25 protein-coding genes and 3 pseudogenes are annotated in these 25,878 nt (G+C 60.4%); 7 read left to right on the plus strand and 21 right to left on the minus strand.

Annotated elements, in window-relative coordinates:
- The first annotated feature begins 51 nt into the window (after positions 1 to 51).
- Entirely contained in the window at positions 52 to 234 is a 183-nt protein-coding gene (locus G7Y29_RS07695; protein WP_165002729.1) for a hypothetical protein, read from the plus strand.
- Here G7Y29_RS07695 and G7Y29_RS07700 read toward each other — a convergent pair whose 3' ends face one another.
- From G7Y29_RS07700 to G7Y29_RS07745, 10 genes are all read right to left on the minus strand, one after another.
- On the minus strand, positions 235 to 1,614 hold the full coding sequence (locus G7Y29_RS07700) for an NAD-dependent succinate-semialdehyde dehydrogenase (protein WP_165002731.1): 1,380 nt from the start codon (positions 1,612 to 1,614) through the stop codon (positions 235 to 237). It lies immediately after the preceding gene.
- 19 nt (positions 1,615 to 1,633) lie between these two features.
- The gene (locus G7Y29_RS07705) at positions 1,634 to 1,936 is read right to left on the minus strand and encodes a hypothetical protein (protein ID WP_165002733.1); all 303 of its coding nucleotides are present in this window, start codon (positions 1,934 to 1,936) and stop codon (positions 1,634 to 1,636) included.
- Positions 1,937 to 2,126: 190 nt separating this feature from the next.
- Positions 2,127 to 3,035, minus strand: a complete 909-nt coding sequence (locus G7Y29_RS07710) for a DMT family transporter (RefSeq protein ID WP_165002735.1) — start codon at positions 3,033 to 3,035, stop codon at positions 2,127 to 2,129.
- Positions 3,036 to 3,205: 170 nt separating this feature from the next.
- Positions 3,206 to 4,018 (minus strand): TRIC cation channel family protein, encoded by an 813-nt coding sequence (locus G7Y29_RS07715; protein WP_165002738.1) that lies wholly within the window; start codon positions 4,016 to 4,018, stop codon positions 3,206 to 3,208.
- Positions 4,019 to 4,055: 37 nt separating this feature from the next.
- On the minus strand, positions 4,056 to 5,618 hold the full coding sequence (locus tag G7Y29_RS07720) for a hypothetical protein (RefSeq protein WP_165002740.1): 1,563 nt from the start codon (positions 5,616 to 5,618) through the stop codon (positions 4,056 to 4,058).
- A gap of 236 nt (positions 5,619 to 5,854) precedes the next feature.
- Positions 5,855 to 6,472 (minus strand): DUF3558 family protein, encoded by a 618-nt coding sequence (locus tag G7Y29_RS07725; RefSeq protein WP_165002742.1) that lies wholly within the window; start codon positions 6,470 to 6,472, stop codon positions 5,855 to 5,857.
- 88 nt (positions 6,473 to 6,560) lie between these two features.
- Entirely contained in the window at positions 6,561 to 7,379 is an 819-nt protein-coding gene (locus G7Y29_RS07730) for a serine hydrolase domain-containing protein (RefSeq protein ID WP_165002744.1), read from the minus strand.
- A gap of 10 nt (positions 7,380 to 7,389) precedes the next feature.
- On the minus strand, positions 7,390 to 8,352 hold the full coding sequence (locus G7Y29_RS07735; protein ID WP_249399723.1) for a trimeric intracellular cation channel family protein: 963 nt from the start codon (positions 8,350 to 8,352) through the stop codon (positions 7,390 to 7,392).
- Positions 8,353 to 8,381: 29 nt separating this feature from the next.
- Positions 8,382 to 9,032 carry a DUF4230 domain-containing protein gene (locus G7Y29_RS07740; RefSeq protein ID WP_165002745.1) on the minus strand — a complete coding sequence of 217 codons (651 nt, stop codon included), beginning with the start codon at positions 9,030 to 9,032 and terminating at the stop codon, positions 8,382 to 8,384.
- 326 nt (positions 9,033 to 9,358) lie between these two features.
- A complete protein-coding gene (locus tag G7Y29_RS07745) occupies positions 9,359 to 10,405 on the minus strand; it encodes a hypothetical protein (RefSeq protein ID WP_196820133.1) in 1,047 nt (348 codons plus the stop codon).
- Between the two features lie 181 nt (positions 10,406 to 10,586).
- On the opposite strand from G7Y29_RS07745, the gene G7Y29_RS07750 reads away from it, so the two are divergent.
- Together G7Y29_RS07750 and G7Y29_RS07755 are read left to right on the plus strand one after the other, a co-directional pair.
- Positions 10,587 to 12,200: an AbgT family transporter gene (locus G7Y29_RS07750; protein WP_165002749.1), complete on the plus strand. Its 1,614-nt coding sequence runs from the start codon at positions 10,587 to 10,589 to the stop codon at positions 12,198 to 12,200.
- A gap of 160 nt (positions 12,201 to 12,360) precedes the next feature.
- Positions 12,361 to 12,774: an excalibur calcium-binding domain-containing protein gene (locus G7Y29_RS07755; protein WP_165002751.1), complete on the plus strand. Its 414-nt coding sequence runs from the start codon at positions 12,361 to 12,363 to the stop codon at positions 12,772 to 12,774.
- A 4-nt stretch (positions 12,775 to 12,778) separates the two neighbouring features.
- Here the strand turns inward: G7Y29_RS07755 and G7Y29_RS07760 are convergent, their stop codons facing one another.
- Positions 12,779 to 13,684, minus strand: coding sequence for an ornithine cyclodeaminase family protein (locus G7Y29_RS07760; protein ID WP_165002753.1), 906 nt, complete (start codon positions 13,682 to 13,684; stop codon positions 12,779 to 12,781).
- A 94-nt stretch (positions 13,685 to 13,778) separates the two neighbouring features.
- Between G7Y29_RS07760 and G7Y29_RS07765 the strand changes: the two genes are divergently transcribed.
- The 3 genes from G7Y29_RS07765 (at position 13,779) to G7Y29_RS07775 (ending at position 15,990) form a co-directional block, all read left to right on the plus strand.
- Positions 13,779 to 14,300: an excalibur calcium-binding domain-containing protein gene (locus G7Y29_RS07765; RefSeq protein ID WP_165002755.1), complete on the plus strand. Its 522-nt coding sequence runs from the start codon at positions 13,779 to 13,781 to the stop codon at positions 14,298 to 14,300.
- A 150-nt stretch (positions 14,301 to 14,450) separates the two neighbouring features.
- Positions 14,451 to 14,600 carry a hypothetical protein gene (locus tag G7Y29_RS07770; protein ID WP_165002757.1) on the plus strand — a complete coding sequence of 50 codons (150 nt, stop codon included), beginning with the start codon at positions 14,451 to 14,453 and terminating at the stop codon, positions 14,598 to 14,600.
- Positions 14,601 to 14,808: 208 nt separating this feature from the next.
- Positions 14,809 to 15,990, plus strand: coding sequence for a TRAFAC clade GTPase domain-containing protein (locus G7Y29_RS07775; RefSeq protein ID WP_165002759.1), 1,182 nt, complete (start codon positions 14,809 to 14,811; stop codon positions 15,988 to 15,990).
- Between the two features lie 354 nt (positions 15,991 to 16,344).
- Here the strand turns inward: G7Y29_RS07775 and G7Y29_RS07780 are convergent, their stop codons facing one another.
- The 7 genes and pseudogenes from G7Y29_RS07780 to G7Y29_RS07810 all read right to left on the minus strand — a co-directional run bounded on the left by G7Y29_RS07780 (position 16,345) and on the right by G7Y29_RS07810 (position 21,562).
- Positions 16,345 to 16,644: a hypothetical protein gene (locus tag G7Y29_RS07780; RefSeq protein ID WP_165002762.1), complete on the minus strand. Its 300-nt coding sequence runs from the start codon at positions 16,642 to 16,644 to the stop codon at positions 16,345 to 16,347.
- A complete protein-coding gene (locus G7Y29_RS07785; protein WP_165002764.1) occupies positions 16,644 to 17,183 on the minus strand; it encodes a hypothetical protein in 540 nt (179 codons plus the stop codon). The genes G7Y29_RS07780 and G7Y29_RS07785 overlap by 1 nt, the downstream gene beginning before the upstream one ends.
- A gap of 44 nt (positions 17,184 to 17,227) precedes the next feature.
- Positions 17,228 to 18,298 carry a thermonuclease family protein gene (locus G7Y29_RS07790; RefSeq protein WP_165002766.1) on the minus strand — a complete coding sequence of 357 codons (1,071 nt, stop codon included), beginning with the start codon at positions 18,296 to 18,298 and terminating at the stop codon, positions 17,228 to 17,230.
- A gap of 297 nt (positions 18,299 to 18,595) precedes the next feature.
- A pseudogene (locus G7Y29_RS07795) lies at positions 18,596 to 18,966 on the minus strand (transposase); the annotation flags it as partial.
- Between the two features lie 37 nt (positions 18,967 to 19,003).
- Positions 19,004 to 20,254 (minus strand): annotated as a pseudogene (locus tag G7Y29_RS07800) (IS3 family transposase).
- Positions 20,255 to 20,442: 188 nt separating this feature from the next.
- Complete coding sequence (locus G7Y29_RS07805; protein ID WP_249399724.1) at positions 20,443 to 21,012, minus strand: Mu transposase domain-containing protein; 570 nt, start codon at positions 21,010 to 21,012, stop codon at positions 20,443 to 20,445.
- Positions 21,013 to 21,076: 64 nt separating this feature from the next.
- Entirely contained in the window at positions 21,077 to 21,562 is a 486-nt protein-coding gene (locus tag G7Y29_RS07810; RefSeq protein WP_196820136.1) for a hypothetical protein, read from the minus strand.
- Between the two features lie 82 nt (positions 21,563 to 21,644).
- Here G7Y29_RS07810 and G7Y29_RS07815 point away from each other — a divergent pair.
- Positions 21,645 to 22,153: pseudogene (locus G7Y29_RS07815) on the plus strand (transposase); the annotation flags it as partial.
- 115 nt (positions 22,154 to 22,268) lie between these two features.
- Here the strand turns inward: G7Y29_RS07815 and G7Y29_RS07820 are convergent.
- The 3 genes from G7Y29_RS07820 to G7Y29_RS07830 form a co-directional block, all read right to left on the minus strand.
- Positions 22,269 to 23,111, minus strand: coding sequence for an ABC transporter ATP-binding protein (locus G7Y29_RS07820; protein WP_165004646.1), 843 nt, complete (start codon positions 23,109 to 23,111; stop codon positions 22,269 to 22,271).
- The gene (locus tag G7Y29_RS07825; protein WP_165004644.1) at positions 23,095 to 23,958 is read right to left on the minus strand and encodes an ABC transporter permease; all 864 of its coding nucleotides are present in this window, start codon (positions 23,956 to 23,958) and stop codon (positions 23,095 to 23,097) included. Before G7Y29_RS07825 ends, G7Y29_RS07820 begins: the two co-directional genes overlap by 17 nt.
- A gap of 184 nt (positions 23,959 to 24,142) precedes the next feature.
- Positions 24,143 to 25,858, minus strand: a complete 1,716-nt coding sequence (locus G7Y29_RS07830; RefSeq protein WP_165004642.1) for an alginate lyase family protein — start codon at positions 25,856 to 25,858, stop codon at positions 24,143 to 24,145.
- Between the last annotated feature and the right edge of the window lie 20 nt (positions 25,859 to 25,878).

Raw genomic sequence — 25,878 nt, forward strand, 5'->3', positions numbered from 1 at the left:
CGTGGAAGGCCCCTTAGGGCGACAGCTAGCTGCATCAAGTAGGAGGTCACGATGAAATACGCCCAAGCACTCACCGCGGTGTGCATCATCCTCGCCGCACTCAGCGCGGCAGCTGCGGTGCTGTTGGTTCCTGGGGCCGTCGATACGCCCACCGCCGCGCGGCTTGCGTGGATTGTCGGGCTCACTGTCGCCGCGCTCGTTTTCGCGGTTACGGCGCGGCGACTGCGGAGCTAGTTACTTCTCGTCGGCGACGTAGAAGCGCTGGCGATTGACGAATTCGTCGATGCCCAGCGGGCCCAGCTCGCGGCCGATGCCCGAGTTCTTCACGCCGCCGAAGGGCAATTCCGCGCCGCGGGCCTGCGGGATGTTGACGTGGATCATGCCGGTGACGATGCGATTGGCCACCTTCTTGGCGCGCTCCTCGTCGGTCGAGAACACGGCGCCGCCGAGGCCGTAGTTCGAGTCGTTGGCCACCTCGATCGCCTCTTCTTCGGAGGAGACTTTGTAAATCTCGGCGACGGGTCCGAAAAACTCCTCGTAGTAGGAGTCGGAGCCGACGGGGATGCCGGTGATCACGGCCGGGGTGAAGTAGGCGCCGTCACCGGTGAGCTCGCCGCCGGTGTGCAGGGTCGCGCCGGCGTCGACGGCCAGCTTGACCTGCTGCGCGAGCAGCTCGGCGGCGTCGCGGGAGGACAGCGGGTAGTACTGCCCCTTGCCCGGGTTCATCGGGTCGCCCTCGGTGAAGGACTCCGCAATGCGGACCATCTCGGCGACGAACTCGTCGTAAATGTCCTCCATGACGATGATGCGCTTGTTCGCGGTGCAGGCCTGGCCGGTGTTGCCGATGCGCTTCTTCCACGCGGTCTTCGCGGACTCCGCGACGTCGTCGGTGTCGAGGATGATGTAGGGGTCGGTGCCGCCGAGCTCGAGCAGGGCCTTCTTCAGGTTCTGACCCGCGGTGGCGGCGATGGAGCGGCCGGCACGCTCGGAGCCGGTGAGCGAGACTCCCTGCACGCGCTTGTCACCCAGCAGCGACGCGATCTGGTCGTGGGTGGCGTAGATGTTGGTGAAGATGCCCTCCGGCGCGCCTGCCTCGGCGAGGATGTCCTGGATCTTCTGCGAGGAGCGCGGGCAGATCTCGGCGTGCTTGAGCAGCACCGTGTTGCCAGCCATGAGCGTCGGCGCTGCAAAGCGCGCAACCTGGTAGTACGGGAAATTCCAGGGCATGACGCCGACGATCACGCCAAGCGGCACCTTGCGCATGACGGCGCTGCCGCCCTCGGTCTCCAGCGGCTCGTCGGCCATGAGCTCGGCGCCCTTGTCGGCGTAGTAGTTGAAAATCTCGACGATGTCGTCGACCTCGGCGTCGCCCTCGTTGAGCGCCTTGCCCATCTCTTCTGCGATGATTTTCGCCAGTTCGTCGCGCTGGGCGTCGAAAAGCGATGCGGCCTTGTGCAGGACCTGCGCGCGCTCCTCGAAGGAGGTGTCGCGCCAGGTTGTGTACGCTTCATCGGCCTTGGCGAGCGCGGTTTCCAGCTCGTCGTCCGTGATGAAGTCGAAGGTTTCGACGATTTCGTTGGTTGTAGGGTTTTGAACTCGGTACGGATTAGCCATGGCACCCATGGTAGGGAACTTATGCGACGCGGGTTGTGAGCTGCGCGTCAAAGCCCGCCCGTTCGGACAGCTCAGCCAGATTTTTGCGGAATCGCGCGAGGTCCGCTGCGGGTGCGTACACCAGCTCGCGGCAGCCGATCGTGCCGTCGGCGTTGCGGTGCCAGCGGGTGAACCAGTTGGTGTCCCAGACGTCGAAAAGTGAAAAGTCCAGCTGGTCCTGGGGCAGCTCGAGCAAGAGCTTTTCGACGTCCCCCCGCAGGCGAGCGGGCATGCCATCGATCGCGATGACGGCGGACGTGGTGGCGGCGAGTGTCGTGGTCATGGGGCTCCTCAGCTTTGGTGACGGCGCCGCGCGAAGCCGCCCGTGACTAGCGGGCAGCTGCGCGGCGAGACGAGGTTCGTCTTCCCCAACGGCCTCTGTTTTCTCCTGACCGATATTGCGTCACACGAACACCACGGGCAACCCTCAATAAGCGCTTGACACCCCTGTTTATTGAAGCTGACGTTTAGGTTTAAAACGCCCGCACCATGACGACGCCAAAGAAGATCAACACGAGTCCGGCAACCCGCACCACGCTCATGCGCAGGCGCTTCGCCCCGAACCACCCCATGGATTCCATGAGCTGGCCGCCCGCGATCGTCCCAGCGTTTATCGCAATGACAGTCGTGGCGGTGCCCAGAACGGGCGCGAGTGTGGCCCCGCCGATGACAAAAATCGCGCCGACGACGCCCCCGAGCCACATCCACCAGGGACCCGGCGCGGGCGCGGTGGCGAGCTGCCGCGGTGAGGTGGCGAGCGCGATCGCGAGAAGCAGCAATGCACCCACCGCAAGGTTGATCTCGGCCGCGTGCATGGAGGATCCCGCGCTTCCACCCAAGTAACCGTTGACGGTGGTTTGAGTTGCCGAGGCCATGCCAATGCCGACGCCGACCAAGCGCCACAGCCAGGGCCCACTCCCCTGCCGGTCACCCTGCCTGCCGAGGCGGAGAACGAGCGCGATGCCTGCCAGCACGACCACTGCACCGAGGATCCGGCCGATTCCGACGTCCATGTGGGGCGCGCGGAACAAACCGAACTGATCGATAAGCAGGCCCATGACGACTTGCCCGAGGATCGGCAGCACAACCGTCTGCACCGCGCCGATGCGGGGGAACAGAAGTATGTTGCCCATGACGAATGAGACACCCATCGCACCACCCGTCCACACCCACCAGGGCTCGCGCCCGACCGCGGCGAAGTCCGGCAGCGGCGCGCCGGTGATCACGGTTGTCGCGAGCGCAGACACCGCGAGGGCGACGGTGAACGACACCAGCGCGGACACGACTGGGAACCCGCCGACGCTGAGGCGCAGTCTGGAGTTGGCCGCAGTCTGGACTGGGACGATGGAGCCAATGGCGAGTGCGCTGAGGACGGGGAGCATGAGCGTTGAGGTTACTCCGGGTCTCGCAGTCCTGAGAGTTCGCGACCGCTCAGAAGACCTCAGCGCAAAACCGACGCCACAACAGCCTCAAAATCGCGCTGACGTCTTCTGCCCCGCCTCAAAAACTAGCTACCCTAAGCAAGGGTGGTGTTACCGGAACTTTCAAACGCCTAGGCGGCCGCACTGTCAGCGTTTGCTCCCTCGCGGGCTTTGTCCAGGTAGAGCGCCCTCAGTACCGTGACAAACTCGGCGTCGGACGAGTTCGTGATCGCGTCGGCGAGAGCATCGTCATCGAGATCGGCACCGCGGCGTTCGGCGAATTCGTTGCGCATCGCGTCGATCTCGCGGGACTCCACCTTCTTCGACGGCACGAACGCCCCCAGCCAGTACACCACCATGGCCAGAACCGAGCCGGCGACCGCGGCGGCAACCATGCCCACCGCGTCGCGGCCCGCGTGGTGGAATCCGAGCATGACAGCGGAAGCGAGGACCGCCGGGAACACGTACATCTTCTGCGACGTGAACAAGCTCGGGATCTTGCCCAGGATGACGTCGCGCGCGAACGAACCGCCCGTCGCCGTGACCACGCCAATGACGATGCACGAGATCCAGGGGAGGTCGTTGCTCACCGCCCGAGTCACACCAACGACCGCCCACACGCCGATGGTGACCACGTCCATGTAGAAGCGGAAGGTGGCCCATTTCTGCGCCTTGAAGTCCACGACGTAGGCAACCAGTGCCCCGGCCGTGGCCGCGGCCATGTATCCGGGGCTTTGCAGGGCGGCCGCGGGGCCGTCGCTAAGCATCGCGTCGCGGATGAAGCTGCCCGCGAGAGCCGACACGAGGGCGATGACGTAAAAGCCGACGATGTCCAAGTTCATTCGCTTAGCGACGGTCCCCCCAACCAACGCGGCGAGAAAAACGCCCGTGTACTCGAGTACGAAGTACAGGGTTTCAACATGGGCGGGAATCTGCGGAGTCATGCCGCCCACCATAAATGCGTTTAGTGTTATAAGCCCACTACCGCGGGCCGCGCACGTTGCTGCCGATAACGTCCGGGAGCACCGCGGGCGCCTCACCCAGGAGCGCTCGGAGATTACCCTGCCTCTCGACCGCGCTGGTGACCGCGCGGACCTTTCGATTGCGTGCACCACCACCCTGGTTGCCCGCGGCGCCGGTGCCCATCGGCCCGCCCATCGCGACGGCGCGGCCAGCGTTTTGCGCCCCGGCACCGGTTCCGGCCGCACCCGTCGCCGACGCGGGAACCACCGGCGCCGCACCCGTACCGATCGCCCCACCGGGCGCGCCGACCAAACCTCGGCCGAACCCACCCATCGCCCCGGCGGTGCCGGTGCCGGCGGCAGCACCCAGTGCGGACCCCAGCGCGGAACCCACCTCGGATTTGCGCTCGTTCCGGCGCGCCCCGGCACGGTGCGCGCCGCCGCCAGTCCCGAACGCTCCCGGCGCGAAACCCGCCGCCGTCGAAGCGGGGCTCACACCCTGCCCGTACGCGCCTGCGCCCATACCGCTTGTACCCAGCGATCCTGCGCCCAGCGAGCCTGGCCCGGATACCATCGGCGCGGACGGCAGCGTGGCCAGCGACGCGGCCTCTGTCGGTGTTGCCGCGGCGCTGATCGCGTCCATCACCTGCGGCGAGGCGTTGCCGAACTGCTCCACCACCTGCGCGGGCGTTTCCGCGTAAGCAATCTCTTCAAACCCGTTCGCCGACAGCGCCTCCTGCACGATCCGGGGAAGCGGGCTCCTGCTAAACGACGGTGTCGGCGGCGCTTCTACCCCCTCCGGCTGGTACGCCGTACCGGGCATCGCGTCCAGCGGAGGAAGCAGCTGGTTGAACGCCGGAACGGTGGGGATGAGCCCCGCGTTGAGGCGCGGCGTGAAGGCCGTCATGTACGCCTGCTCCAGAATTGGCTTCCCCTGCGGGGGCGCCGCGAGCCACGTCGAATACGCCGCGGCCGTCGCGATCTTCTCAGCACCCGCAACCGTGGCTAGGTTTCCGGTGTGCACACCCATCGCGGTCGCGTGCGCCGCATACTGGCCGCCCGCCCACTGGATGCGGTTGACCCGCTCGATGGCCTCGCGCACCCAGTCCGTTTCGGCCGATCCGCTTAGCGACGCCACCACGCCATGAAGCTCCGACACAATCCCCGTAATCTTCGCGGCCGTCGACTGCCACGCCGCCGCCTCGGAGGCCGCGCGCGTGGGGTCGGTGGCGTAGAACTGTCCGTTCAGGATCTGCAAACTTGGAACATATCCCGCCACCGGCTGGCCGAACATAAACGGGTTCGTGGTCGGGTTCTCCGCCTGTGCCATCCTCAGGTCCAGTTCCAGGTTCGCGGCATCGCTCCCGAACTGGTTGTCGAGCCCGATCCGCCCGACGAACCGCGAGATCGCCCCGTCCGCACCGACGACGTTGTCGAGGTTGGCTTGGAGGATGGTTGCGGCGTCGAGGAGGTGCGCTGCGAATGCCTGGGTTGATTCAGGTTGGTTAACGGTGGAAATTTTCCCATGCGAGATGCCAGATTGACTCAATCCTGTCACCGCGGAGAATCCCGCAAGACTCATTCGCGCCGAAGCAGCTACTACGTCTTGAATACGCGTCGCGGTATCCCGTAATTGTGTGACGGCATTCTCAACAGAATTGGTGTCTAGATTCAGAATCAATGTTTCCCCCACTGTAGTTTAACCTCGTAGACCCCTGATCCCTTTCGGCCCCCTCAGGAGATTCCCTCACGACACTAGTGGCGCTCTGAGGAGAGAGGTGGCGATCTACGCACATTAAAGTGACACTAGGGTTTCTGCTAGAGGGCGAATAGTGAAATGATCACATTCGCGGCGGTAGGGCACAATTCCGAAACGGCGTCCGTGGAACGCACGGTGGACACGCTTGCGGAGACAGTCCCGCGTCGCGTTTCGACAGCCACATCGCACATCGAAATTGAATCAACCGGAGATCCGAAAGCGAAAGCTTGCGGTAATTCGCTCACCTCAAAATCGAACACCGGCGACCCACTCTCGATTGCGTTTTTATCTAACGCGTTAGCTACCAGCAGGATCGAGAAATTAGTAGCGCCTGCATCTAGTGAACAGCTATTGATTGATGAATCGATCTGGTGGCCCGGTTGCTCTTGACGTTTCACCAACCCCGCCGCCGCGAACTCCGCATCCGAGATCTCTGTGCACGGGTCGAACAGATTGTCCTTCACATCTTCCGGGTCGAACGGCCCCAAGACCAGGTCACCGCTGTCGAAATGGAAGGCCGCGGGTTCCGCCGCGGCCGGCTGCGCGGGGCCCTCCGCAGCAGAGCCCGCGTCATCAGACTCCCCGACATCAGGCGCCGGTGGGCCCTCCAAAACCCCGCACCCGGAAAGCACAAACGCTGCGCCAACCACAACACCCCAGAACTGAAAACGCGCCACCCCGAAACCCCCCAAAGTCGCAAAGCAAACTAGGCACCCCGATCATGCCCGCGCGACGCACAACCGGCAACCGCAAAACCGGCAACCGCTACAGCTCCGCAAACACCGCCGCGTTCGTCTCCTGCCACAGCGGCTTCGCCCAGTCGCCGAAATCGCGGTCGGTCAGCACCACCATCGCGGTCCCCGCAGCGGGCGACGACGACCACGCCGGCACCACCCACAGGTACGTTCCCGACATCCCGAAATGCCCGACGGTATCGGCAGGCATATTCTCACCGGTCCAATGCGGCGCTTTCTCCCCCTTGATCTCAAATCCGAGGCCCCACGGGCACGGTTTCTGCATGCCATAACCAGGAACGACACCGCGTAGGTCTCCGAATTGGTTGGCAAAGGCGTCGCTAAGCGTCTCTTCGCTCAACAGCGATGGCGACGCGAGCTCGCGGGCGAACGCGCGCATATCGCTTAGCGACGCCCTCCCCTCGTGACCGGCCGAGCCATATATTTCGGCCGTCGACATGCCGAGCGGTTCAAACACGCCCAGGCGCGCGTACTCGCCCAGGCTCATCCCGGAGCACTCCGTGAGGAAGTCGTCCAGAATCTCGAAACCCGCCGAGGAATAGATGCGCCGCTCCCCCACTGGTTTCTGCGGCTCGCGCGAATCCAGCCCCACTCCAGAGGCGTGCGACAGCAGATGGCGTACGGTCGACCCGGTGGGCCCGCAGGCGTCGTCAAGCGAGAACGCCCCCTCCTCCACCGCCATGAGAAAGCTGTACGCGGCGAGAAGTTTGGTCACACTCTTGAGCTCGTAGACGCGGTCCTCGTCGCCGTACGATGCCTCGGTGGAACCAATCACCGCGGCGGAAACGTTGTCTACCTGCCACTGCCCCAGGTGTGTTGAGAGGTCCATGCGCCCGATGTTACTTGCGCCTGAGCCACCCCGAGTCGGAGTCCTTGTCCGTGCTCACGTACGCGCGGTAGAGCGCGTCGATGAACTCGTCGCGGGAGGGATCCTGGCTCAGCTTGTCCTGCACCGACTCGCGCGTGGGCGACTCCCGCAGATCACCGGTGTCCGCGCCCTCGATCGAGGCGAGTTCCTGGTTCTCCTCCTCGTCGATTTCCTCCATTTTCTCGTGGCGCCAGTTGCGCACCTCCGTAGGCTCGGCCTTGCGCGCGGCTTTGCGAAGCTGCTTCTCGACGCCACTAAACGACTGCCTCAGGTTCCACGCCAGGTCATTGACCGGGGCGAAGTCCTGCTTAGCCGGCACGTACCAACCCTTCCAGTACACGAGCATGGCCAGCAGGAACGCGACGACCGGCGAGGCGATCATGCCCCACGCGTCGTGCCCGGAGTGATAGAGCACGACGTTGAGGGTGCCCGCCACCACCGCGGGAATCACCGTCATCTGCTGGTTCTTCAGCACCGCCGGCACCTGCCCGCACATCATGTCGCGCAGGATGCTCCCGCCGGTCGCGGTGACCACGCCCATGAGGACGCAGCCCAGAGGCGAGACGCCGTGCAGCAGCGCCTTAGTGGAACCCGTCACCGCCCACACGCCCAGCACGGCCATGTCGGCGTGGTACTGGATGATCGTCCAGAAGAACCCGCGCAGCCGGGTCAGGTACGCCACCGCGGCGCCGGCCATGGCCGTCCACACGTACTCGGGGTTGTCCAGCGCCGCGATAAGCCCGGAATCGATCAGGGTGTCGCGCATCGCGCCACCCGCCAGAGACGAAACGATGGCCAGGAGGATAAAGCCGATGATGTCGAACTTCATCTTCCTGGCCACGGTGCCGCCGACGAGCGACGCGAGGAACACGCCGATCAGCTCAAGCACGCGGTAGACGACCTGCAGCATCGGTTCTAATTCGGTGGCATTCACACCGCGGATTTTAACCCGGTGGCGGCTTTCTACACCCAGCGCACCTCGACGCGGTAACCCGCCATGTTGGTGCCGTCGATGAGCACCTCTGCGTGGCTGCGCAGGAGTTCCTCCGTCCGGGTCTGGGCGCGCTCCAGCAACCCGCTATTCACGGCCTTGTCAACGGCGACTTTCTCCTGTTCCTCGAGGAACTCAGTTACATCCTCCACCTTGACCTGGTTGAGCGGATTCAGCGACTGGTCGTAAACAACGATGGTGGAAGGATCAATGGTGTTCTCCGTGACCTCCACGCGCGGCACGCCGACGGTCACGGACTGCGCCGCATCGTCCACATCCACCTTCACCTGCTCGGCGTCGCGCAGGCCCGCCTTCACCGAACCGTCGTACTGGACGAGGAAGTTGCGCCCGGTGAACGGCACGGTGCGTCCGACCACTTTGAACCCCTCTTGGTCGAAGGTGCCGACGTTGGAGTAGACGTACTCCTCCACCGAGAGCTCCGCTATCTGCTGGAACGACGCTCCAATCTCGCGCTGCGTGATCTTTTCGCCACCAAGCCCGAACAGCGCGGGCCGCAGCAGCGCCAGGGCAAGCGCCGCGATCGCCAGCAGCGCGATGATGCCCAGCACCACGCTCGCGCACCCTCCGCGCCGCCTGCTTCCAGTTTCCTGCACCGTGCTCATTTCTCTCCTCACGTTTCTCATACAGACCACAAGAGTTTCGCATACCGCGGTTACTTCGACATGCGCTTAGCGACGCCACTTCCCAGGGTCCCGCGCATAAGACCACCAGCCGGGTAGCCGAAAGCATCCACACCGCGTGGTGTCTCCCGGTGCGCCACGTGGCTCTACGGTCTGAGCCAGAACCGAAAATAGACACCTACGCCGAAATGGGGCCGAAATATTGAAAAATGCTGTTGAATGTCTACTTTAGACATTTGACTACTGTCCCTTAAGCACGTCCAGCGCCGGGAGCGAGCTCACCCTCGAGGCGAAGGCGACCGGGGCGGTTACTGCTTTAGCGCCCCGCCATGTCCGGGCGGTGGGTCACCTATTTGGATCAGGGAGGCAAATGGTTCACGGTGCTTAGGGGGCAAACTTTCAACCAGAGTTGCCGCCGTCAGCTGCTCGTGCTCTGATCGCTCCAGGGTCTTCAAAGCAGCTTTCCCCAGCTTCTCGTCCATTCCACCCGTGCTCATTTGCTGGGTGACCCACTGTTCCCACTGGTCCAAAGTCATCAGAATTGACTGTCGTCTCTCAAACTCGGCGGCCATATCAGACAGCGAATGCATCAGGGAGTCCTGCAGGTTTTCCGGCAGCAGGTAGAGCAACTGGTTCATTGAGAATTCTCTCTCATTATTCTCGGTCAAGATGTCGTCAAGCGCGTCTCTGATCGAGGTATCAATTTTCTTTTCCGAATGAAACCACCTGCGCCATTCGAACGCCGTTTGCTTTTCGGAGTCAGGTCCGAAGACGTCTTCGAGCCTACGTAACTCAATTTCCTCGGCGGCTTCTGCTATGTCCTTCTTGACTCGGCGAGGCAGCAGGCCCAAGAATTGGTCCGCCGTAAGGTGCTCTCCCACATGTTGATCGAGCACACTGTCGGCTTTCTCAGCACTTTTCTTGTCAATGTAGCTTTGTCCCATAAGCTCGAAAATCCAGGCCCTCCACTCCTTCGTGGATTGTGCGTTAGGGTCGACAACTTCGGCATCTATGTAGTCGCCGCCGTTTCCACTACTTTGCTTTCGCCAGCGCCCAAGTAACATCTTTTTCTCTTGAGCAGGCGCTTTGATGGCGGGTTGTGTGGCGTCCTCAGAGGACTTCTTTTGATTGTGCAGAATCATCTTGCGGTGGATTGCCGGGAGCGCCTTGTTCTGAGCCCAATTTGTGACAAGCGGTACTCCGATATCGACCACCGCGACGTAAACAAGCTGCGCGATCAAGTCCTCGCCAGGTTTAGCCGGGGGTTGCTTTATATCCCTCATCTTGGCGGGTCCTTTGAGCCGATTCGATGCAGTCAGGAGGTTGGCGTTTCTGCCATCCTTCGCGAGTTTCATTCCCTTGGGTACGAAAACCTGCTTCGTTACCCATTCGCCTCTTTCACCATGTGGAGCCATGTAGATATGTTGGCACGTTCATTTCCCACACGCGTAGATCCCTGGTTAAAAAAATTTCCGGGGTGCAGATTGGTTTAGTCTTGTCTGGATAAAGCCCTAACCCCCGAATGGAAGTGAACCAATGACTACGACACCGGAATCAAGTTCGGGCTCAACCGCTGCTGTTGTTCGAGAACCGGAAAATGCTTCACAAGGAGGCTTCCTCGGCGCCATCGAGAAGATCGGCAATAAGCTCCCCGACCCGTTCTGGCTCTTCGTCATCCTCTCCGGCGTTGTCGTCGCCGCATCCTGGATTGGCCACCGCATCGGCATGGCCGCCACCGATCCTTCGACCGGTGAGACCATCTCCGTCGAATCACTGCTGACTACCGAGAACCTCTCGCGCATCGTCACGGACGCGGTGAAGAACTTCATCTCTTTCCCGCCGCTCGGTGTCATCCTCGCGGTCATGCTGGGAGTGGCCATCGCGGAGTACACGGGCCTGCTGTCCGCGATGATCCGCGCGATGGTGGGCAAGGTCTCCCCCGCGATGCTGACGTTTATGGTCGCCCTCGCGGGTGTGACGGGTTCGGTCGCCTCGGACGCGATCTACGTCATCATCATCCCGCTCGGCGCGATGGCGTTCCACGCGGTCGGCCGCTCCCCGATCGTCGGCGCGATGGTCGCCTTCGCCGCCTCCAGCGCCGGCTTCAACGCCTCGCTCATCCTCAACATCACCGACTTGCTGCTGGCAGGCATCTCCACCTCCGCCGCGCAGATGGTCGACGAAACTTACGTGGTCTCGCCGCTGGCGAACATCTTCTTCGTCATCCCGTCGGCGGTCGTGCTCTCGCTTATCATCACCGCGGTCACTGAGTTCTTCGTGGACAAAAAGGCGCGCCAGCTTATTGACCACGACGAGGTCTCTTTCGAGCACGAGCGTATCGACGCCCCCACCAACGACACCGAAGACATCTCCCTCACCCTCTCCCCCATAGAGGCCAGGGGGTTGAAGGCCGCCGGCCTAGCTCTGCTCGCGTTTCTCGTGGCCTACTTCGCCCTCCTCTTCGTGCCCGCGTCCCCTTTCGCTCGTCCGGAGGAAGGCTTCATGCAGTCGCCGCTGATCCAGGCCATTGCGGTGCCGATTGCCCTGGCGTTCTTCCTGACCGGCCTCGCCTACGGCCTCGTCACCGGTTCGATCAAGACCTCCTCCGACATCCCCGAGATGATGGCCAAGGGCCTGCAGACATTGCTGCCCATGCTGGTGCTCTTCTTCGCGGTGTCCCAGTTCCTCGCCTGGTTCCAATGGTCGAACCTGGGCCCCTGGACGGCGATCCGGGGAGCCGAGCTGCTCCAGCGCTGGGACCTGCCCGCCGTGGTCCTATTCGCGGCATTCGTCGCCATGGTCGCCCTGCTCAACCTCCTGATTACCTCAGGTTCCGCGCAGTGGGCGCTGATGGCTCCGGTGGTCGTGCCCATGATGATGTACGTCGGTGTCTCCCCCGAGGTCACCCAGATGCTCTACCGCATCGGGGATTCTCCCACCAACATCATCACCCCGATGTCGCCCTACTTCGCCCTGGCCCTAACCTTCTTGCAGCGCTACTACCGGAAAGCCGGCGTGGGTACCCTGATGTCCCTTGCCCTGCCGTACGCCCTGTCCATGATTGTCGGCTGGTTCCTGTTCTTCCTGCTCTGGTACTTCCTGGGCATTCCGCTGGGTCCCGGCGCGCCGATGCACTACCCGGCGGGGTAGGTCGGTGTGGGCCTCACAATGCGCAGAGGCAGTCGGCACCACTAAGGTCAGTAGTACACAGAACTACAGGTGACAGAAATCACCTCACTCTGAGCAAGCGGGACTCACAGTTTGGGGGAAGACTGTCCTGGCACCACTCAGCCCCCCTAAAGGACAATCCATGAAGCGTCTCGCTGCCCTTTTCCTTCTCGCCTCCGGTTCTTTGACTCTCACTGCCTGCGGCGGCACAACCTCTGCGCAGACTCCCGCCACCGTCACCGTGACCGCGCCGGGAACGACGGTCACTGCGACCACAGTTGTAACCCACACATTGACAACAACGGAAACGGTTCAGCCTACCGTGGTGCAGGAACCAGCCCCTGAGCCCGAACCGGCGCAGGCACCAGCAGCAGATCCCGACACCCGGCCAATGGGCTTCGTAGCTCCTGCTCCTGCTCCTGCGGCTCCCGCGCAGTCTGCTTACTACGCGAACTGTACCGAGGCGCGCGCCGCAGGTGTGACACCGCTGTATGCCGGTCAGCCTGGCTACGCCAGCAAGCTGGACCGCGACGGCGACGGGGTTGCCTGCGAGTAGCTTCCTACCGCGCCCCCACCACAGCATCCGCCACCACCAGGTCCTCCCACGGCATGCCGACGGTCTTGAACACGGTCGGCCGCGCGGGGTCGAGAGCGACCGCGCCGGTGACCACGTCTTTCATTGGTAGCAGCGCCGACTGCGGAAGCGCCCCTTCCTCGATTGCGAGGACGACGTCCCCCGCCTCGCGCAGCGCGACCTCGATATCCTCGACAATCACATTCGCGGCCCCCATCAAATCGCTGGCCACCTCGCGCGCGTTGACGGTGTGCGACCCCACTGCGATGACTACCGCGTCGGGGCGGACGTCGGCAAGCGAGATCAGCGGGCTTGACGACGTCGTCGCGCACACCACCAGATCCGCCTCCGCTACCGCGTTCTGCGCTTCGGAGGATCCAGCTTGGACCCATCCCGGCAGGTCCGCCGGCCTGCGCGAGATGTAGCTGAATCGCGCGGCGCGTACGCCGTTGAGCACAGAAGCGATCGTCTCAGCGTGCCCGACACCTTGGGCGCCGGTGCCAAAGATCGCTACCTTCAACTCGCCCTCACCACGTGTGAGCAACGGCTTGACCCCCGCAATCGACACGGCCGGGGTACGAAGGGCTGTCAGCGCTGCGCCGTCGAGGACGGCGGCGGGAGCGAGGGTGGCGCCGTCGAAAAGCAGGTATTGGCCCTGGATGAGCGGCAGCGACGGGTCATGGTCCTCCGGTTGCAGGGTGAGCACCTTGATTCCTGAAACGCGCGGCAGCGACGACGGCATGATGTGCATCTGCCCGCGCTGAAGCGCAACCTTTTCCCGTTGTAGATCCGTGGCGGGATCGAACCCGGCCTTCAGCGCGGCGCGAAGGGCATCGACCGCAGCGGCTGGGCTTAGGCGGGCAAGAACGTCGTCGTGACTGAAAAATTCCATAGGCATAACGGTACGTTCAAAATCCACCCCCAGTTTAGGCTAATGGTGGTATTAAACCGCGCGCGGAAAGTGTGCATGTGTTTACTATCTCCCGGTGCGTAAAACTTGCATTTCCCTTGCCACCGCCTTTGCGTTGACTGTCACGTCCCTGTCGGTGGCCCACTCTCAAGAATCCGCGAATCTCTCCACCGCGGCCACTACGACCAAAGCTGCACCGGATGACTCTTCCTCCAGCTCGTCTACTTCAACGGAGGGTTCCAGCGAACTCTCCGACGGGGCGATTGCGGGAATCGCCGTTGCCAGCATCCTGGCCGTAGCGGGGCTGATTGCCGGCGGTGGGTTCTGGGCGATTCAGCAGGGGCTCATCCCCAACCCCCTGCCGGGAATCATTCCCGGGCCACCTGCTCCCGCGCCTGCTCCGGCACCGGCTCCTGCACCGGCGCCCGCTCCCGCACCCGCACCCGCCCCCGCACCTGCCCCGAGCGGTGCGTACTACGCCAACTGCACGGCAGTGTGGAACTCGCTGGGTCGGCCGATCCGCAGCCACGAAGCTGGTTACCGGCCCGCCCTGGATAGTAACGGCGATGGGGTCGGTTGCGAGCGCGACCCCCGCTAGACCGACTCATCCTCACCCTGTCCTGCCCGTGCGGGACAGGGTCTTTCCCTATCCCGTGCCGATAGGCGAGCTCCGCCAATGCCCACCCGCCACCCATCGAAACCCGTGTATTCTCGGAACTTACGAACTGTCCCCACCGATGGAGGAAACATGAGCGATCCGAAGCAGAACCCCGCCGAGCACGAGGAAGACACCTCCAAGCCGGGTGTCGGCAACGACGGCACTCTCGATGAAGACGAGCTTGTTGACGAGCAGATCGACGAGTCCTTCCCCGCCTCCGACCCGCCGGCTTCCTACTAGAACCCGGCTCCTCAGCCCGCCCAGAAGCAAGTTCCTGGGCGGGCTTTCCGCGTTCAGCACGCTTATCGACGTTTCCCCCAACGCCGTCGAAAGCGGCGCGGAACGACAGGTCGCGCGAACGTCCGCCTCCCCCCCGGGGTTGCGTCCTTTCGGGTGAACGTAGGTAATTATCCGACACGAACCGCGCAATTCTTTTAGCCTGAATCGTATGGCACATTTGAACGACCGTAAGGTCAACCAAGAGCTCGCGGTTTTCGGTGAGAGTGGCAGCGGCAAAACTGTTTTGGCAAGCGTTTTTTACGGCCGCGCCACGGATCCATCAGTTGAGTTTTCGGATCACTACACAGTGCGTTGCACCGACGCTACCCATCGAACAAAGTTGTTCAAGGACTACTTGGGGATGGCAAAGGAAGATACCCCGCCCCGCCCGGATAAGTTCCGAGCGTCGCAGTATCCTTTCCGGATCGCGCTGAAGTCACCGGAGGAAACCGGTGAAGTCACTCTGAAAAGTGTTGACCTCACATGGCATGACTACCCAGGAGAATGGTTCGAGCAAACCACCTCGGGCCCAGAAGAAGAGCGTCGACGGATCAATACGTTCAAAGCTCTACTCGAGTCTGACGTCGCACTGATTCTCGTCGACGCGGACAAACTCAATTCCTACCAGGGTGAAGAAGACCGGTATCTGAAAAGCCTCTTCGGTAACTTCCGGAGCAGCATCCAGAATCTCGAAGATGAGCTGCTGTCGGATGAGAAGAAGTTGGTCAACTTCCCACGGATTTGGGTCATCACGCTTTCCAAAGCAGACGTCATGCCTGAAATGTCCGCCATCGAATTCAAGGAATTGGTAGTTCTTAAAGCTGGAGATGAGCTCAATGAGCTACGGTCAGTTCTGCAAAAGTTCGCTTTAGGGGGCAAGGTGTCACTGGGCGAGGACTTCCTCCTGCTCTCATCCGCGAAATTTTCCCCCGGGGACGTGGATACTACGACAAACATTGGCTTGGATGTCATCGTTCCGTTGGCCACGTTGCTCCCGGTAGAGCGCTTTGCCAAGATCGAAAACCGAAAACTTGTCCCCGTGGAGAAGTTGGCAAGAGCGGCGAATGCGGTCGCGGCGCTGACGGAAGACACCCCTTCTGTGGTTAAGGCGATCGGAGCGGTGGCGGGGCGCTTGGCACGCGCATTGCCAATTCCGGTTCCGGGGTTTGCGGCACAACAGGCATTCCTCGAAGCGTTCCTCGCTGCGGCAACCTTCGGCGCTGAGCGGTTGCGAGAGCTAGAAGCCGAGGCGAGGCAGAACAAGAGTTATGCCCAGGCCGCTCTGCTCGGCATGCAGCGGGGCCTCGCCGAAGCGGAGGAAAAGGGCATTCTCTTGAGGGCAACCGAATGAAAGTGATCTGGGCGACGCGGGGCCTCAACTGGGGTTTCAGGTTCTTGCAAGATGGTGGCTTTGTAGACCCACTACTGGTCTACGAGGAATCTACGAGTTCTTTGGGGGCGACGTGCCCCGCTTTCTGCAGGTTGAAAGATGGTGTAGCATTCCGCATCGAGGATCCTGAGGGGCGAAAAGATCGTGCGGGACGACCTATTGAACACGACTTCGTGGTCTGGGGCGAATTCACCGGCCAGCTGAACTCGGCGGCCGACGCGGAAGAGTTTCTGTGGCCTTTCTTCGCCGACGAGTACGCGAGAGTTTGGGATGCCCCTGTCCCGTAATTGACCCCGAGCCCGTACCCCTCCCCGCTCACCCGAAGAACGCAACCCCGAACGGAGTGTCCTCCGAGGCAGGGAAAAGCATCAAGGCAACCACCCCGATGAGCACCGATGCCGCCCCCACCAGCGCCCAGTAACGTCGGCGAACGCCGAGGCCCTCGCACACTAGCCACCACGCTGAGGGCACGACCATCGCGAGTGCGAGAAGGGCAAACCCGAGCGTTCCGCGCTGCCCGTTCGGGGCCTGTGGCGAAATGATAAGCAGCACGGCACCGAACACCAGCCCCGCGCCCACCCACGACGCGGGACGGCCCGAAAACGGAACCTTCATTACGAGGGGAAGTTCCCGATCTCCTCAGGCGTACAGATCGGTGCCCGGTCCACAAATTCCTGCGGGGCGCCCTGCTCGTGCAGCTCGATGCCGTTGAAGCACCCCTGCTGCATTCCAGTGCTCTTCGTCCCGCGCGGCGGCAGCGCGTTCCAGCGCTCACCGTCGTGGTGGAAGAAGACACGCCAGTCCGTCTGGTTTGCGCCGGCAATCGCCCACTGGCCATCGCACCAGATCACGGACGTGCCGGTGAAATTCGGCCACCCCGGCACCACGGCATCAAAGTCCTGTGGCGCGCAACCTCCGCGAGGAAGATCTACCGGGAGCAGACCGGGAAACAATCCGGGATTGAGCCCCGCGCGCTCGACCCACTGCCCAACGGTGTTGGAACTCGTCTGGGAAAACGAGTGCACCGCGTGATCCAGCCCCGCCGACCCGGCCGCGGACGATTCCTGCGGAAGTTCGAAAGCGTTTGCCGTGACGGGCAGCCCGGAAAGGGCCAGCACGCTCGCGGCACTGAGTGCAACTAGTGAACGTCTCATGGCCCCGACCTTAGTCAGAAATGGCCGTCACCATCGCCGTGCCGTTAGCCGTTCTGCACCTTTGTCGCGCAGTCGATCTTGGCATAGCGTCGCCCGTTGTCATCCACCGACGTGAAGGCGTAGTTGCCGCCATAGGCTCGGCACCCCGTGTACGTGTCTCCGCCGCCACCCGACCCCGCTGGTGCGGCGGGTGCCGCCGGGGCTGCAGGCGCAGGGCGCGCGGCCTCCCTGCGTTGTTCCTCCGCGGCGCGCTCTTCCGCAGCGCGCGCTTCCTCGGCCTGACGCTCCTGTTCAGCCAACTCTGCACGCCTCGCCTCGTCCCTGCGATCTTCTTCTACCATGATCGCACTGTCGATCTGGCGCTGAGCTTTCGCGAGATCACCGCCCAGTCTCTCAACGTCCTGTTGGAGCTGGTCACCGTAGACGCCCTTCTGAAACTCGGATTGCCGCTCCGAGGCGCTGTCGAGCGCACGGAGCGCCTCTCGCACAGCCGTCAGACGGGCAGAAACCCGCCCGGCGCGCCCAAATGTGTAGTCATCGTCGAGGTCAGACAGCAGCGGAATGACAGCGGTGGCTTCGTCGTGGGCCGCCTGGGCATTGTTCAGAACCTCCGCGTCTTGCGGCGCGACGAGGCACTCCGGGCCAAGGGTCGAAATCCCCTTCCCGGCCGCAGCCGCCTCCTGCTCCGCCGAGAGAACGTCCGGGTAAAAGCGGTCATTGGGCGCAATGTTGACGGCGTGCCCTAAACCTTCCCGCGCAATCTCGGCGTTCACCAGCGATCCGTCACGGAACACACCTGCCAGCGTGCGGCCGTACTTGTCCTCCCGCTCCTCATCAAACGCGAGCTCCACCGTCGTTCCCACCGGCAGCAATGCAGCGAGGTAGTCGCGGGCATCCTCGGCCAGACACTCTGACGGCTTACCATCGCGGCCAATCTCCGGCGTGTTCACATTGAGCAGACGAATGCGCGTCGTCTCGCCTTCACGGCGGACATCGAGGGTGTCGCCGTCGACGATCTTTTCGACGCTCACCGGATCACCGGCCGAAACCGCCTGAACAACCATCACCGTGGCCAGAAGCGCCCCGGCCCATCCCAGCACTTTCCCAATGCCCATCACATTCTCCAACCCCTGCGCTGATACGTCCGAAATAGTGTGCCATTCCCCACGGAGTTCCTAACCCACCGCCACCCCGGCAGTAAACTCCCCGGCCCGCTGCCCCACGAACCACCCGGAGACAACAGGAGGCACCAGCACTAGGTTGAAATCTTGATTAACCATGGCGATCTCGATTCGACTCAGATAAACCGTAACGGGGTCAAGTCCTAGGTAGTGGTGTATTTGCTTTTCGAATCTGTGGTTAGTGTTGGGCTGGTTGTTGGGGACCGTCTCGGGGATGATAGCTGGTGGTGATCATGCTGGAATCTCTTTGTTGTCGGTAGGTTTGTCGTCGATGACCCCGGCGGTGTTGACCTCTTTGGTCTGGGTCAGGCTAGTTAGCGGCATGTAGCGTTTCTGCTGGATCCTTCTCACTCGTGTTGTTCCGCGAGCACGGCACCGACGAGTCGGATGACGGCATCACGGTTCGGAAAAATCCCCACCACATCGGTACGCCGGCGGATCTCCCGGTTGAGACGTTCGGTGGGGTTGTTTGACCAGATCTTGGTCCACGCACTCTTTGGAGCGTTCGTGAACGCTAGTAGCTCGTCGAGTGATTCCTCCAGGCAGTCAGCAACATGAGGGAATTTCTGCTGGCAGAAATCCACCACCTCACGGGCCTGGGCCGGGCCCGAACCCCGGAAAGTGGACACGGGGATTTAATCAAGATGCGATAGTAAGTGTAGCTGATTCGGCGGCTTCAAAGGCGTTCGGCAAGCGGTAGCCACACCACGAGTGCAACCGTTGGGTGTTGTACCGGATGCACCACTGGAACACGTCCCGGCGACACACCAGCTGACTGGCGAAAACAGGCTCGTCCTTCAGGACTTCCCGCTTCAACGAGGCGTTGAACGACTCCGCCAACGAGTTGTCCGCGCTCGTCCCGATCGTACCCATCGACTGGGTGACACCGAACCGCTCACATAACCTCCGGTACTGCTCAGAGGTATAGACACTGCCGTGATCCGAGTGAAAAATCGCCCCGTCAAGGCTACCTCGGACCCCGTGAGCCATCGTGAGGGCTTCTTCGACCAACTCGGTGCGCATGTGGTCGGCGATCGCGAAACCGGTCAACTGCCGCGAATAGCAGTCGATGACCGTGGCCAGGTACATATTCGACCCGTCCGCGATCGGCAGGTACGTGATATCGCCGACGTAGACCTTGTTCGGTTTCTCCGCGGTGAACCGGCGTTTCAGAAGGTCAGGGAATTTAGGCGCACGTTTCGCGGACACGGTGGTCTTCACCCGGCGTTTCCTGGTGTAGCCGAAAAGACCCATCTGCCGCATCAACCTGGCAGTGTGCTTGTGATTGAGACGGTCACTATTGCCCCGGTCGTTGACGGGATCGGCGTTGATGGCCGCAGTCACACGTTTCGCCCCGTAACAGCCGTTCTCGGCCGTGAACACGGCCTTGATCCTCGCTCCCAGCGCCGCGTCAGCGACGAGGCGTCGCCGGCGGGCAGGAGCAGCAGATTTCCATTTGTAATACGAGGACCGGTTGACCTTCAGGACCTCACATAACCGCTTGACCTCGTAGAAGTCTCGGTGGTCATCAACGAACTGAAAGCGGTTCACCAGTTCGTCTCTTTAAGCGAAATATTTGGCCGCCTTGCGCAGGATCTCTCGTACCTCCCGGAGCTTGACGTTCTCGCGTTCCAACACGCGGATCCGCTCGGCATCGGAGAGTCCTTCAGCCGGGGAGCGTTCGCTGTTGGCTGCGGCGATCGGGCTGGCGACTTTTTCACCGTGGGCGTTGGTTTTGGTGCCGGTGCCGAAGGCGTCGAGCCAGGTGCGCAGGGAGTTGCGGTTGACCCCGAGATCGGAGGCGATCGCGTTGATCGTGGCTCCGGGGGTCGACTCGTACAACGACACTGCGTCACGCTTGAACTGCTCGGTGTAGGTCTTGCGTGGCATGGTGGAAAGGTACCTCACTTTCCCAGCGAGATGCTGGTTTCAGCGTGTCCACCACCAAGGGGTCAGGTCCGAAAGAGCTCTCCTTGAAGTTTGTGGGGCGTTGAGGCCGTGTTAGGCGATGTGGTCGTAGATGGATAGGTCAGCGATGTCAACAGCGGTATCTGGCTGGAATCTCTCGCCCGCCGTAGCTAGGTCGCGGCGCATGGCGCGGGCAGTTTGGGTGTGGGCGGGGTCGGTGATGACCTTGTGCTGGCCCCAGTGGCGTGGGTGCACCGCGGCGGGTTCACCGGTGGCCCGGTCACGGCGATTTCATCAAGCGTGCTGCGCACAGTGACTAGTCGGTCAATGAATGTCGGATCCACGCTGTACTGGTTGGTGTCAACGGTGACGTAGTAGTTACGTGGCAGGCGCACCGCGGGCCTGACACCGAACACCGGCGGATACGGTGGCAAGGGGCGCATCGCCCACTGATCAGCTGCGAACAAGTCCGCCGGTGTGGCCTTCAACGTGGTGTGAACGCGTGCGTTGGCGATTGTGGTGAACCACTCATCAAGTTGGGCTTGCACATCCACCGGGTCGCTGAACCGGCGCCCGGGGAAGAAGGAACGCTTCATGTACCCGTTGGTGCGCTCGACGATGCCTTTAGATTCCGGGTCCCGCGGTGGGGTCTGAACGATTCTGCAGCCCAGCGCCCCGCCGAATGCGGCAACAGGCTCGCACAGCTTCGCCTTGCCAATCCCGGACTCGTGATCCCACACGAGCCGATCTGGTACCGCTTGGAAATCACGTGTTATCAACTGCCACATCCCGGCGATCAAGTCATCAGTCGTGCGCGAGGGAAGCACACACGCCGCAGCGAGAATGCGAGGCTGCCATCACCAACACCGGCAACGCGCGGTAGACCCCATCAGCATCAGGTAGTCCACCCGGTGCAAAAGTGAGATCACATTGGATCTCACGCCCCGGGGCGTGAGTAAGGGTATCGACTGGGTCGGCGGGCATATACTCAGGCCGGATCCTGGCAACGTGTTTGCGAAACCATGAATCCGAGCCTGTCCAGCCCACTCGCTGAGCCAACACCTTGGCATTAAGCTGCGGTGTTTCCGCGAGAAGTTCCCTGACCTGCGGTTCAAACGGATCGAAACTCGTGCCTTTGGCATCCCGTGGCTTGTAACAAGGCGGCGAATCTGAAGCCAAAGCCTTCTCCACCGTCTTCTTCGCACAGCCCACTTCGGCCGCGATCTTCCTCAATGACAGACCCTGCCCACGCAGGTATCGGATCTGCGCCCATTCCTCCAATGAAATCACCCATCCAATCTTTTCCGGGTGGGCTACTTTTCGAGGAGCGTTTTGGGCTACTTTTCAAAGAGCGCTGACAGTTAATGACTGTTTACCGCAGGCGAGTTGGCAGCGGTGCCGGACTCACTTCGCGAAGAACCTCTCCTCCATGGTGCCGAAAACGCAGTGGCCGACGTTGTCTGCGATGTTTCACACGATCTTCCAGCAACCCGACGCTGACAGTGTGTGGGCCCAGGCCCGTGAGGTGGTGGATTTCTGCCAGCAGAAATTCCCTCATGTTGCTGACTGCCTGGAGGAATCACTCGACGAGCTACTAGCGTTCACGAACGCTCCAAAGAGTGTGTGGACCAAGATCTGGTCAAACAACCCCACCGAACGTCTCAACCGGGAGATCCGCCGGCGTACCGATGTGGTGGGGATTTTTCCGAACCGTGATGCCGTCATCCGACTCGTCGGTGCCGTGCTCGCGGAACAACACGAGTGAGAAGGATCCAGCAGAAACGCTACATGCCGCTAACTAGCCTGACCCAGACCAAAGAGGTCAACACCGCCGGGGTCATCGACGACAAACCTACCGACAACAAAGAGATTCCAGCATGATCACCACCAGCTATCATCCCCGAGACGGTCCCCAACAACCAGCCCAACACTAACCACAGATTCGAAAAGCAAATACACCACTACCTAGGACTTGACCACGACGATCCTTTCGCCACTAACGCCGATGTTTACCCGTGCTTTGTGTCCCTCGCAGAATCACTTCTGGGGCTAGGTAACTGGCTCGACGGTTTTCAATGGCCCAATCCGCGCTATTAGCTCCGTTTGCTGCGGTGTGGCGACTCCAACGCTTGTACTCTCGGGACAAATAATAGGGATCATCGTCGCCGATAACTTCTCCGTCATGAAGCCAAATAGCACGGTTGCAGAAGTTTTCAATTGTCTCGGGAGAATGCGAAACCAAGAACAAGGTGCCCGAATCTGCTAGGAACTCTTCCATACGCTGTTCTGCTTTAGCACTAAAAGTTGAGTCGCCGGTCGAAAGCGCCTCATCGATAAGAAGAATCTCCCGAGGTACTGCCGTTGAAATTCCAAACACGAGCCGCGCCTTCATACCCGACGAGTAGGTGTTCATGGGCCTACCACCTGCTTCCACGAGCTCACACCACTCGAGCACCTTCGGAGTTAAATCGTTCACTTCGTACTTCTCTAAACCCAAGGCTAGTAACCCTAAACGGACATTTTCTCGTCCTGTCAGGTGCGGTTGGAGTGCGGGAGCCACACCCAAAAGCGTCGGCAACGACGAGACCCAGACTTCACCAGTACTGGGTCGCTCATTCCCTGCGATAATATTGAGTAAGGTTGATTTGCCCGAGCCATTTTGACCGATCAGTCCTATTGAATCACCGGAGCGCGCAACGAGCGAAATCGGGTGCAGGGCAGCAACTGCTGCAGAAGACTGATCCTGTCGAAACCATCCAAGCCCCCGAGCGTTAGCTAACTTGTATGATTTGCTTACGCCGGTAACGGCTACGGTAGTCTTTTCACTTGATTGAGGCATAGATTCCCTCTGCCCTCCACGCATACAACATCCCGGACAAGCCAAGAATAACCGCCCAAACTAAAACGTAAAGCCACTGCTCTAAAGGTATCGTTTCACCATAGAGAACGCAGTTGCGTGCAATGTCTAAGAACTGATATATCGGGTTTGCCTTCACGATAGATTCGAGTAGGGGATCTGCGTCGAAACGGTCCACCGTGAAAAATACACCGGACAAGAAAAAGAGACCCCGGACTCCGACGCTTACCAATTGTTTCAAATCCGGTAGAAAAGCAGTTGCTCGCGCAACCCATAACTGGGTCCCCAGAATAAAAATGTGAGCAAGGAAATACAGTGGCACGATGAGACCCAATTGAAACGGGATAGTCTCATTGAGCTGAAACGCCAGGGCGATCAAGATCGCAACCCCCATCGGAACGATGCCGTCCAGAAATTGCCGATAAGTTGAAGCGAGCGCCACCTCTAGTAGTGAAACTTTAAATGTGGATATTAGAGGATTGGCTTTCTGAACCATTCCCGCGGCTGACGTTATGCCTTTGGAAAATATGCCGAAGAACGTAGTACCGATTATCAAGAAGCCTACGAAATTCTCTACTCCGCGAACCGAGTCGAGAATCAACCCAAATACTATGACGTAAACTGAAGACTGTAGAAGCGGATCTAATATAATCCAAAACTTACCTAAAGCATTTCCTCTAGAAATACTAAATGCGTCGCTCCTAGCTTCAGCTACGATGAAGTTCCGACGTCTCCATGCGGAGCGCATATAGTGAGAAAAGGTCGGTCTAACCTCTACTCGAAACAATCCATTTGCTTCGATAACTACTTTTTCGTTGTTATGACTCATTCTGATGAGTATCTCCCTAACTCTCCCGCACGCAAATTCAAATTCTCGGATTGATGAGCTCCACGTATCGACCATTCGGATACGTACTGGACGAAATGCTTTTTCAACAAAAAGATTAGCAACGATGCAATAATCGAACGAGCGGGCCAGCTTAGGAGAGTTCTATTCAATATCGAAACAGAGGCTATTGCCCTTCAGCGAGTGTGAACTCCCCAGTCCGTTTAGATACCACTTTTACGCTGGCATCGTCGATTTCGCATTTCAATGAGATATCACCGGCCACTTCTGAAATGTCTATCGGAAATATCTCGTACTCACCCAAGGAAATGACCGTGAGCCATGACTGATCACCCCGTCGAGTTGGGAAGACTTCGAGAACGGAGGATGCTTCTTTTTCGCCGTAATGTGGTGAGTACCAGCCTTGCATTGGATCTTCGACACCACCAACTAAATCAAATCGGGGACGTTTCAACCAGCGCATCGACAGGTGAGCACCGTCGTTTACAAGGGTAACCGTTCTCATCCCAACCCTCACCTCAGTCTTGGGGTGGAAATGCCACAATTGATGAAAGTTGAGGGTTGAGTTCGGATCAATTTCCTTCGAATCTCTAGCAGAGTCGCTAATAACTAGGGCATCGAACTCCCGGAGATAGATTACTCGCCGCTCCAAGACGTAGCCATCGTACGCGTTGCTCGTTACAACGTATGACTCGCCATCTTCAGTACTAGAGTGGCCGGTTAGTACCGCACCTGTCGCATCAGGGTCTCGCTCTTCGGCAATGAGAAGGTTATGTGCCGACCGCCCCTTAAAGTATCGTCGCTCCTTTCCTCTTTGATAGGCGAACATTCCCGGATCGACAATCCAGGGGACCCCCTTTGAAAAGACGGTAACCGAACTCGCGTCATCATGTCCGTGAATAGCCTCTGTACCCCATCTCAGCGTGTAGAAACTCGAATCTCGGAATTGACACGGAGTCCGTCCCCACTCGCTTCTGCCCGCGGCGTACCCTGCATCCAATGATATGCTCTTTTTCTCGGGTGGCATTCCCTCCGATCCCCGAGACCGAGCAAATTTTGTAGTCTCTAGATCGTCATCCGAGAGCGGTCTGCCTGGCGGAGTATCGCCAATAGTTTCGAGATAGCCGTCCGGGCGAACAAAATGCGCTAAATTACCGCGCGACGTTTGCAATCTACTTGACACCTCAGGGCACGGAATGCCTTCAGCCTGCACCCGCTGAGCTGCAAGGTTCCACCAATGATAGTTCAGATCGTGGTATGCTAACGAGCCCTCCAAATTTGTACCCTGGGCGTCAAATTCATCCTCGAATAGAGCCGTTAAGTCACGTACAGCCTCCTCTTGAACTTGCTTGTTGCCAAGAAATGAAGCAACAACGAATAGGCCCTGAATCTGGTGGAGTCCATGGTTACCGCTTACTCGACGCGACTTGTCTCTCAACCTATCTTCGTGGAATTTGATCACGTCGGTGAACCATTCGAATTCACTTTCTGGAACTAAGGCAGCCCCCAAAGTGAAGGTGATCGCTCTCAGACCATCAGCCATGTCCATCCAAGCGAAGTCGTCCTCGGTTTCGAGGTTGTGCTTACACCAGTCGCGTACCGTGTCGTACCATGCATCGCCATATTGCTTGCGAAAACGATCATCTGAAAGCGCAACCCGCCTCAATGGATCTAACCATTTCATGGAGTGGAGCTGAAATCGCCAATTCTGCTGCTGGAAGGGGTCCGCATTCCAGCTGATTTCGCCATTAAAAAACCAAGAAGGGTGCGGGTCGAGTGTCAGATTTCCACTAACAATTTCTTCAGCGACCTTCAAGTCATCTGCCTTCGGGGTCCACCAAGTTCCTAGCTGCTGCCGTTTTGCTACCCCAATATCAACCATTGTTTCGCACCTCATTGACA

The organism is Corynebacterium qintianiae, from assembly GCF_011038645.2.
GTDB lineage: Bacteria > Actinomycetota > Actinomycetes > Mycobacteriales > Mycobacteriaceae > Corynebacterium > Corynebacterium qintianiae.

Bases quoted from the DNA above. Each gene is read 5' to 3' on its own strand.
- G7Y29_RS07695 (WP_165002729.1), top strand. From the start codon at position 52: ATGAAATACGCCCAAGCACTCACCGCGGTGTGCATCATCCTCGCCGCA.
- G7Y29_RS07700 (WP_165002731.1), bottom strand. From the start codon at position 1,614: ATGGCTAATCCGTACCGAGTTCAAAACCCTACAACCAACGAAATCGTC.
- G7Y29_RS07705 (WP_165002733.1), bottom strand. From the start codon at position 1,936: ATGACCACGACACTCGCCGCCACCACGTCCGCCGTCATCGCGATCGAT.
- G7Y29_RS07710 (WP_165002735.1), bottom strand. From the start codon at position 3,035: ATGCTCCCCGTCCTCAGCGCACTCGCCATTGGCTCCATCGTCCCAGTC.
- G7Y29_RS07715 (WP_165002738.1), bottom strand. From the start codon at position 4,018: ATGACTCCGCAGATTCCCGCCCATGTTGAAACCCTGTACTTCGTACTC.
- G7Y29_RS07720 (WP_165002740.1), bottom strand. From the start codon at position 5,618: ATGAGTCTTGCGGGATTCTCCGCGGTGACAGGATTGAGTCAATCTGGC.
- G7Y29_RS07730 (WP_165002744.1), bottom strand. From the start codon at position 7,379: ATGGACCTCTCAACACACCTGGGGCAGTGGCAGGTAGACAACGTTTCC.
- G7Y29_RS07740 (WP_165002745.1), bottom strand. From the start codon at position 9,032: ATGAGCACGGTGCAGGAAACTGGAAGCAGGCGGCGCGGAGGGTGCGCG.
- G7Y29_RS07745 (WP_196820133.1), bottom strand. From the start codon at position 10,405: ATGAAACTCGCGAAGGATGGCAGAAACGCCAACCTCCTGACTGCATCG.
- G7Y29_RS07750 (WP_165002749.1), top strand. From the start codon at position 10,587: ATGACTACGACACCGGAATCAAGTTCGGGCTCAACCGCTGCTGTTGTT.
- G7Y29_RS07755 (WP_165002751.1), top strand. From the start codon at position 12,361: ATGAAGCGTCTCGCTGCCCTTTTCCTTCTCGCCTCCGGTTCTTTGACT.
- G7Y29_RS07760 (WP_165002753.1), bottom strand. From the start codon at position 13,684: ATGGAATTTTTCAGTCACGACGACGTTCTTGCCCGCCTAAGCCCAGCC.
- G7Y29_RS07770 (WP_165002757.1), top strand. From the start codon at position 14,451: ATGAGCGATCCGAAGCAGAACCCCGCCGAGCACGAGGAAGACACCTCC.
- G7Y29_RS07775 (WP_165002759.1), top strand. From the start codon at position 14,809: ATGGCACATTTGAACGACCGTAAGGTCAACCAAGAGCTCGCGGTTTTC.
- G7Y29_RS07780 (WP_165002762.1), bottom strand. From the start codon at position 16,644: ATGAAGGTTCCGTTTTCGGGCCGTCCCGCGTCGTGGGTGGGCGCGGGG.
- G7Y29_RS07785 (WP_165002764.1), bottom strand. From the start codon at position 17,183: ATGAGACGTTCACTAGTTGCACTCAGTGCCGCGAGCGTGCTGGCCCTT.
- G7Y29_RS07790 (WP_165002766.1), bottom strand. From the start codon at position 18,298: ATGGGCATTGGGAAAGTGCTGGGATGGGCCGGGGCGCTTCTGGCCACG.
- G7Y29_RS07820 (WP_165004646.1), bottom strand. From the start codon at position 23,111: ATGCCTCAATCAAGTGAAAAGACTACCGTAGCCGTTACCGGCGTAAGC.
- G7Y29_RS07825 (WP_165004644.1), bottom strand. From the start codon at position 23,958: ATGAGTCATAACAACGAAAAAGTAGTTATCGAAGCAAATGGATTGTTT.
- G7Y29_RS07830 (WP_165004642.1), bottom strand. From the start codon at position 25,858: ATGGTTGATATTGGGGTAGCAAAACGGCAGCAGCTAGGAACTTGGTGG.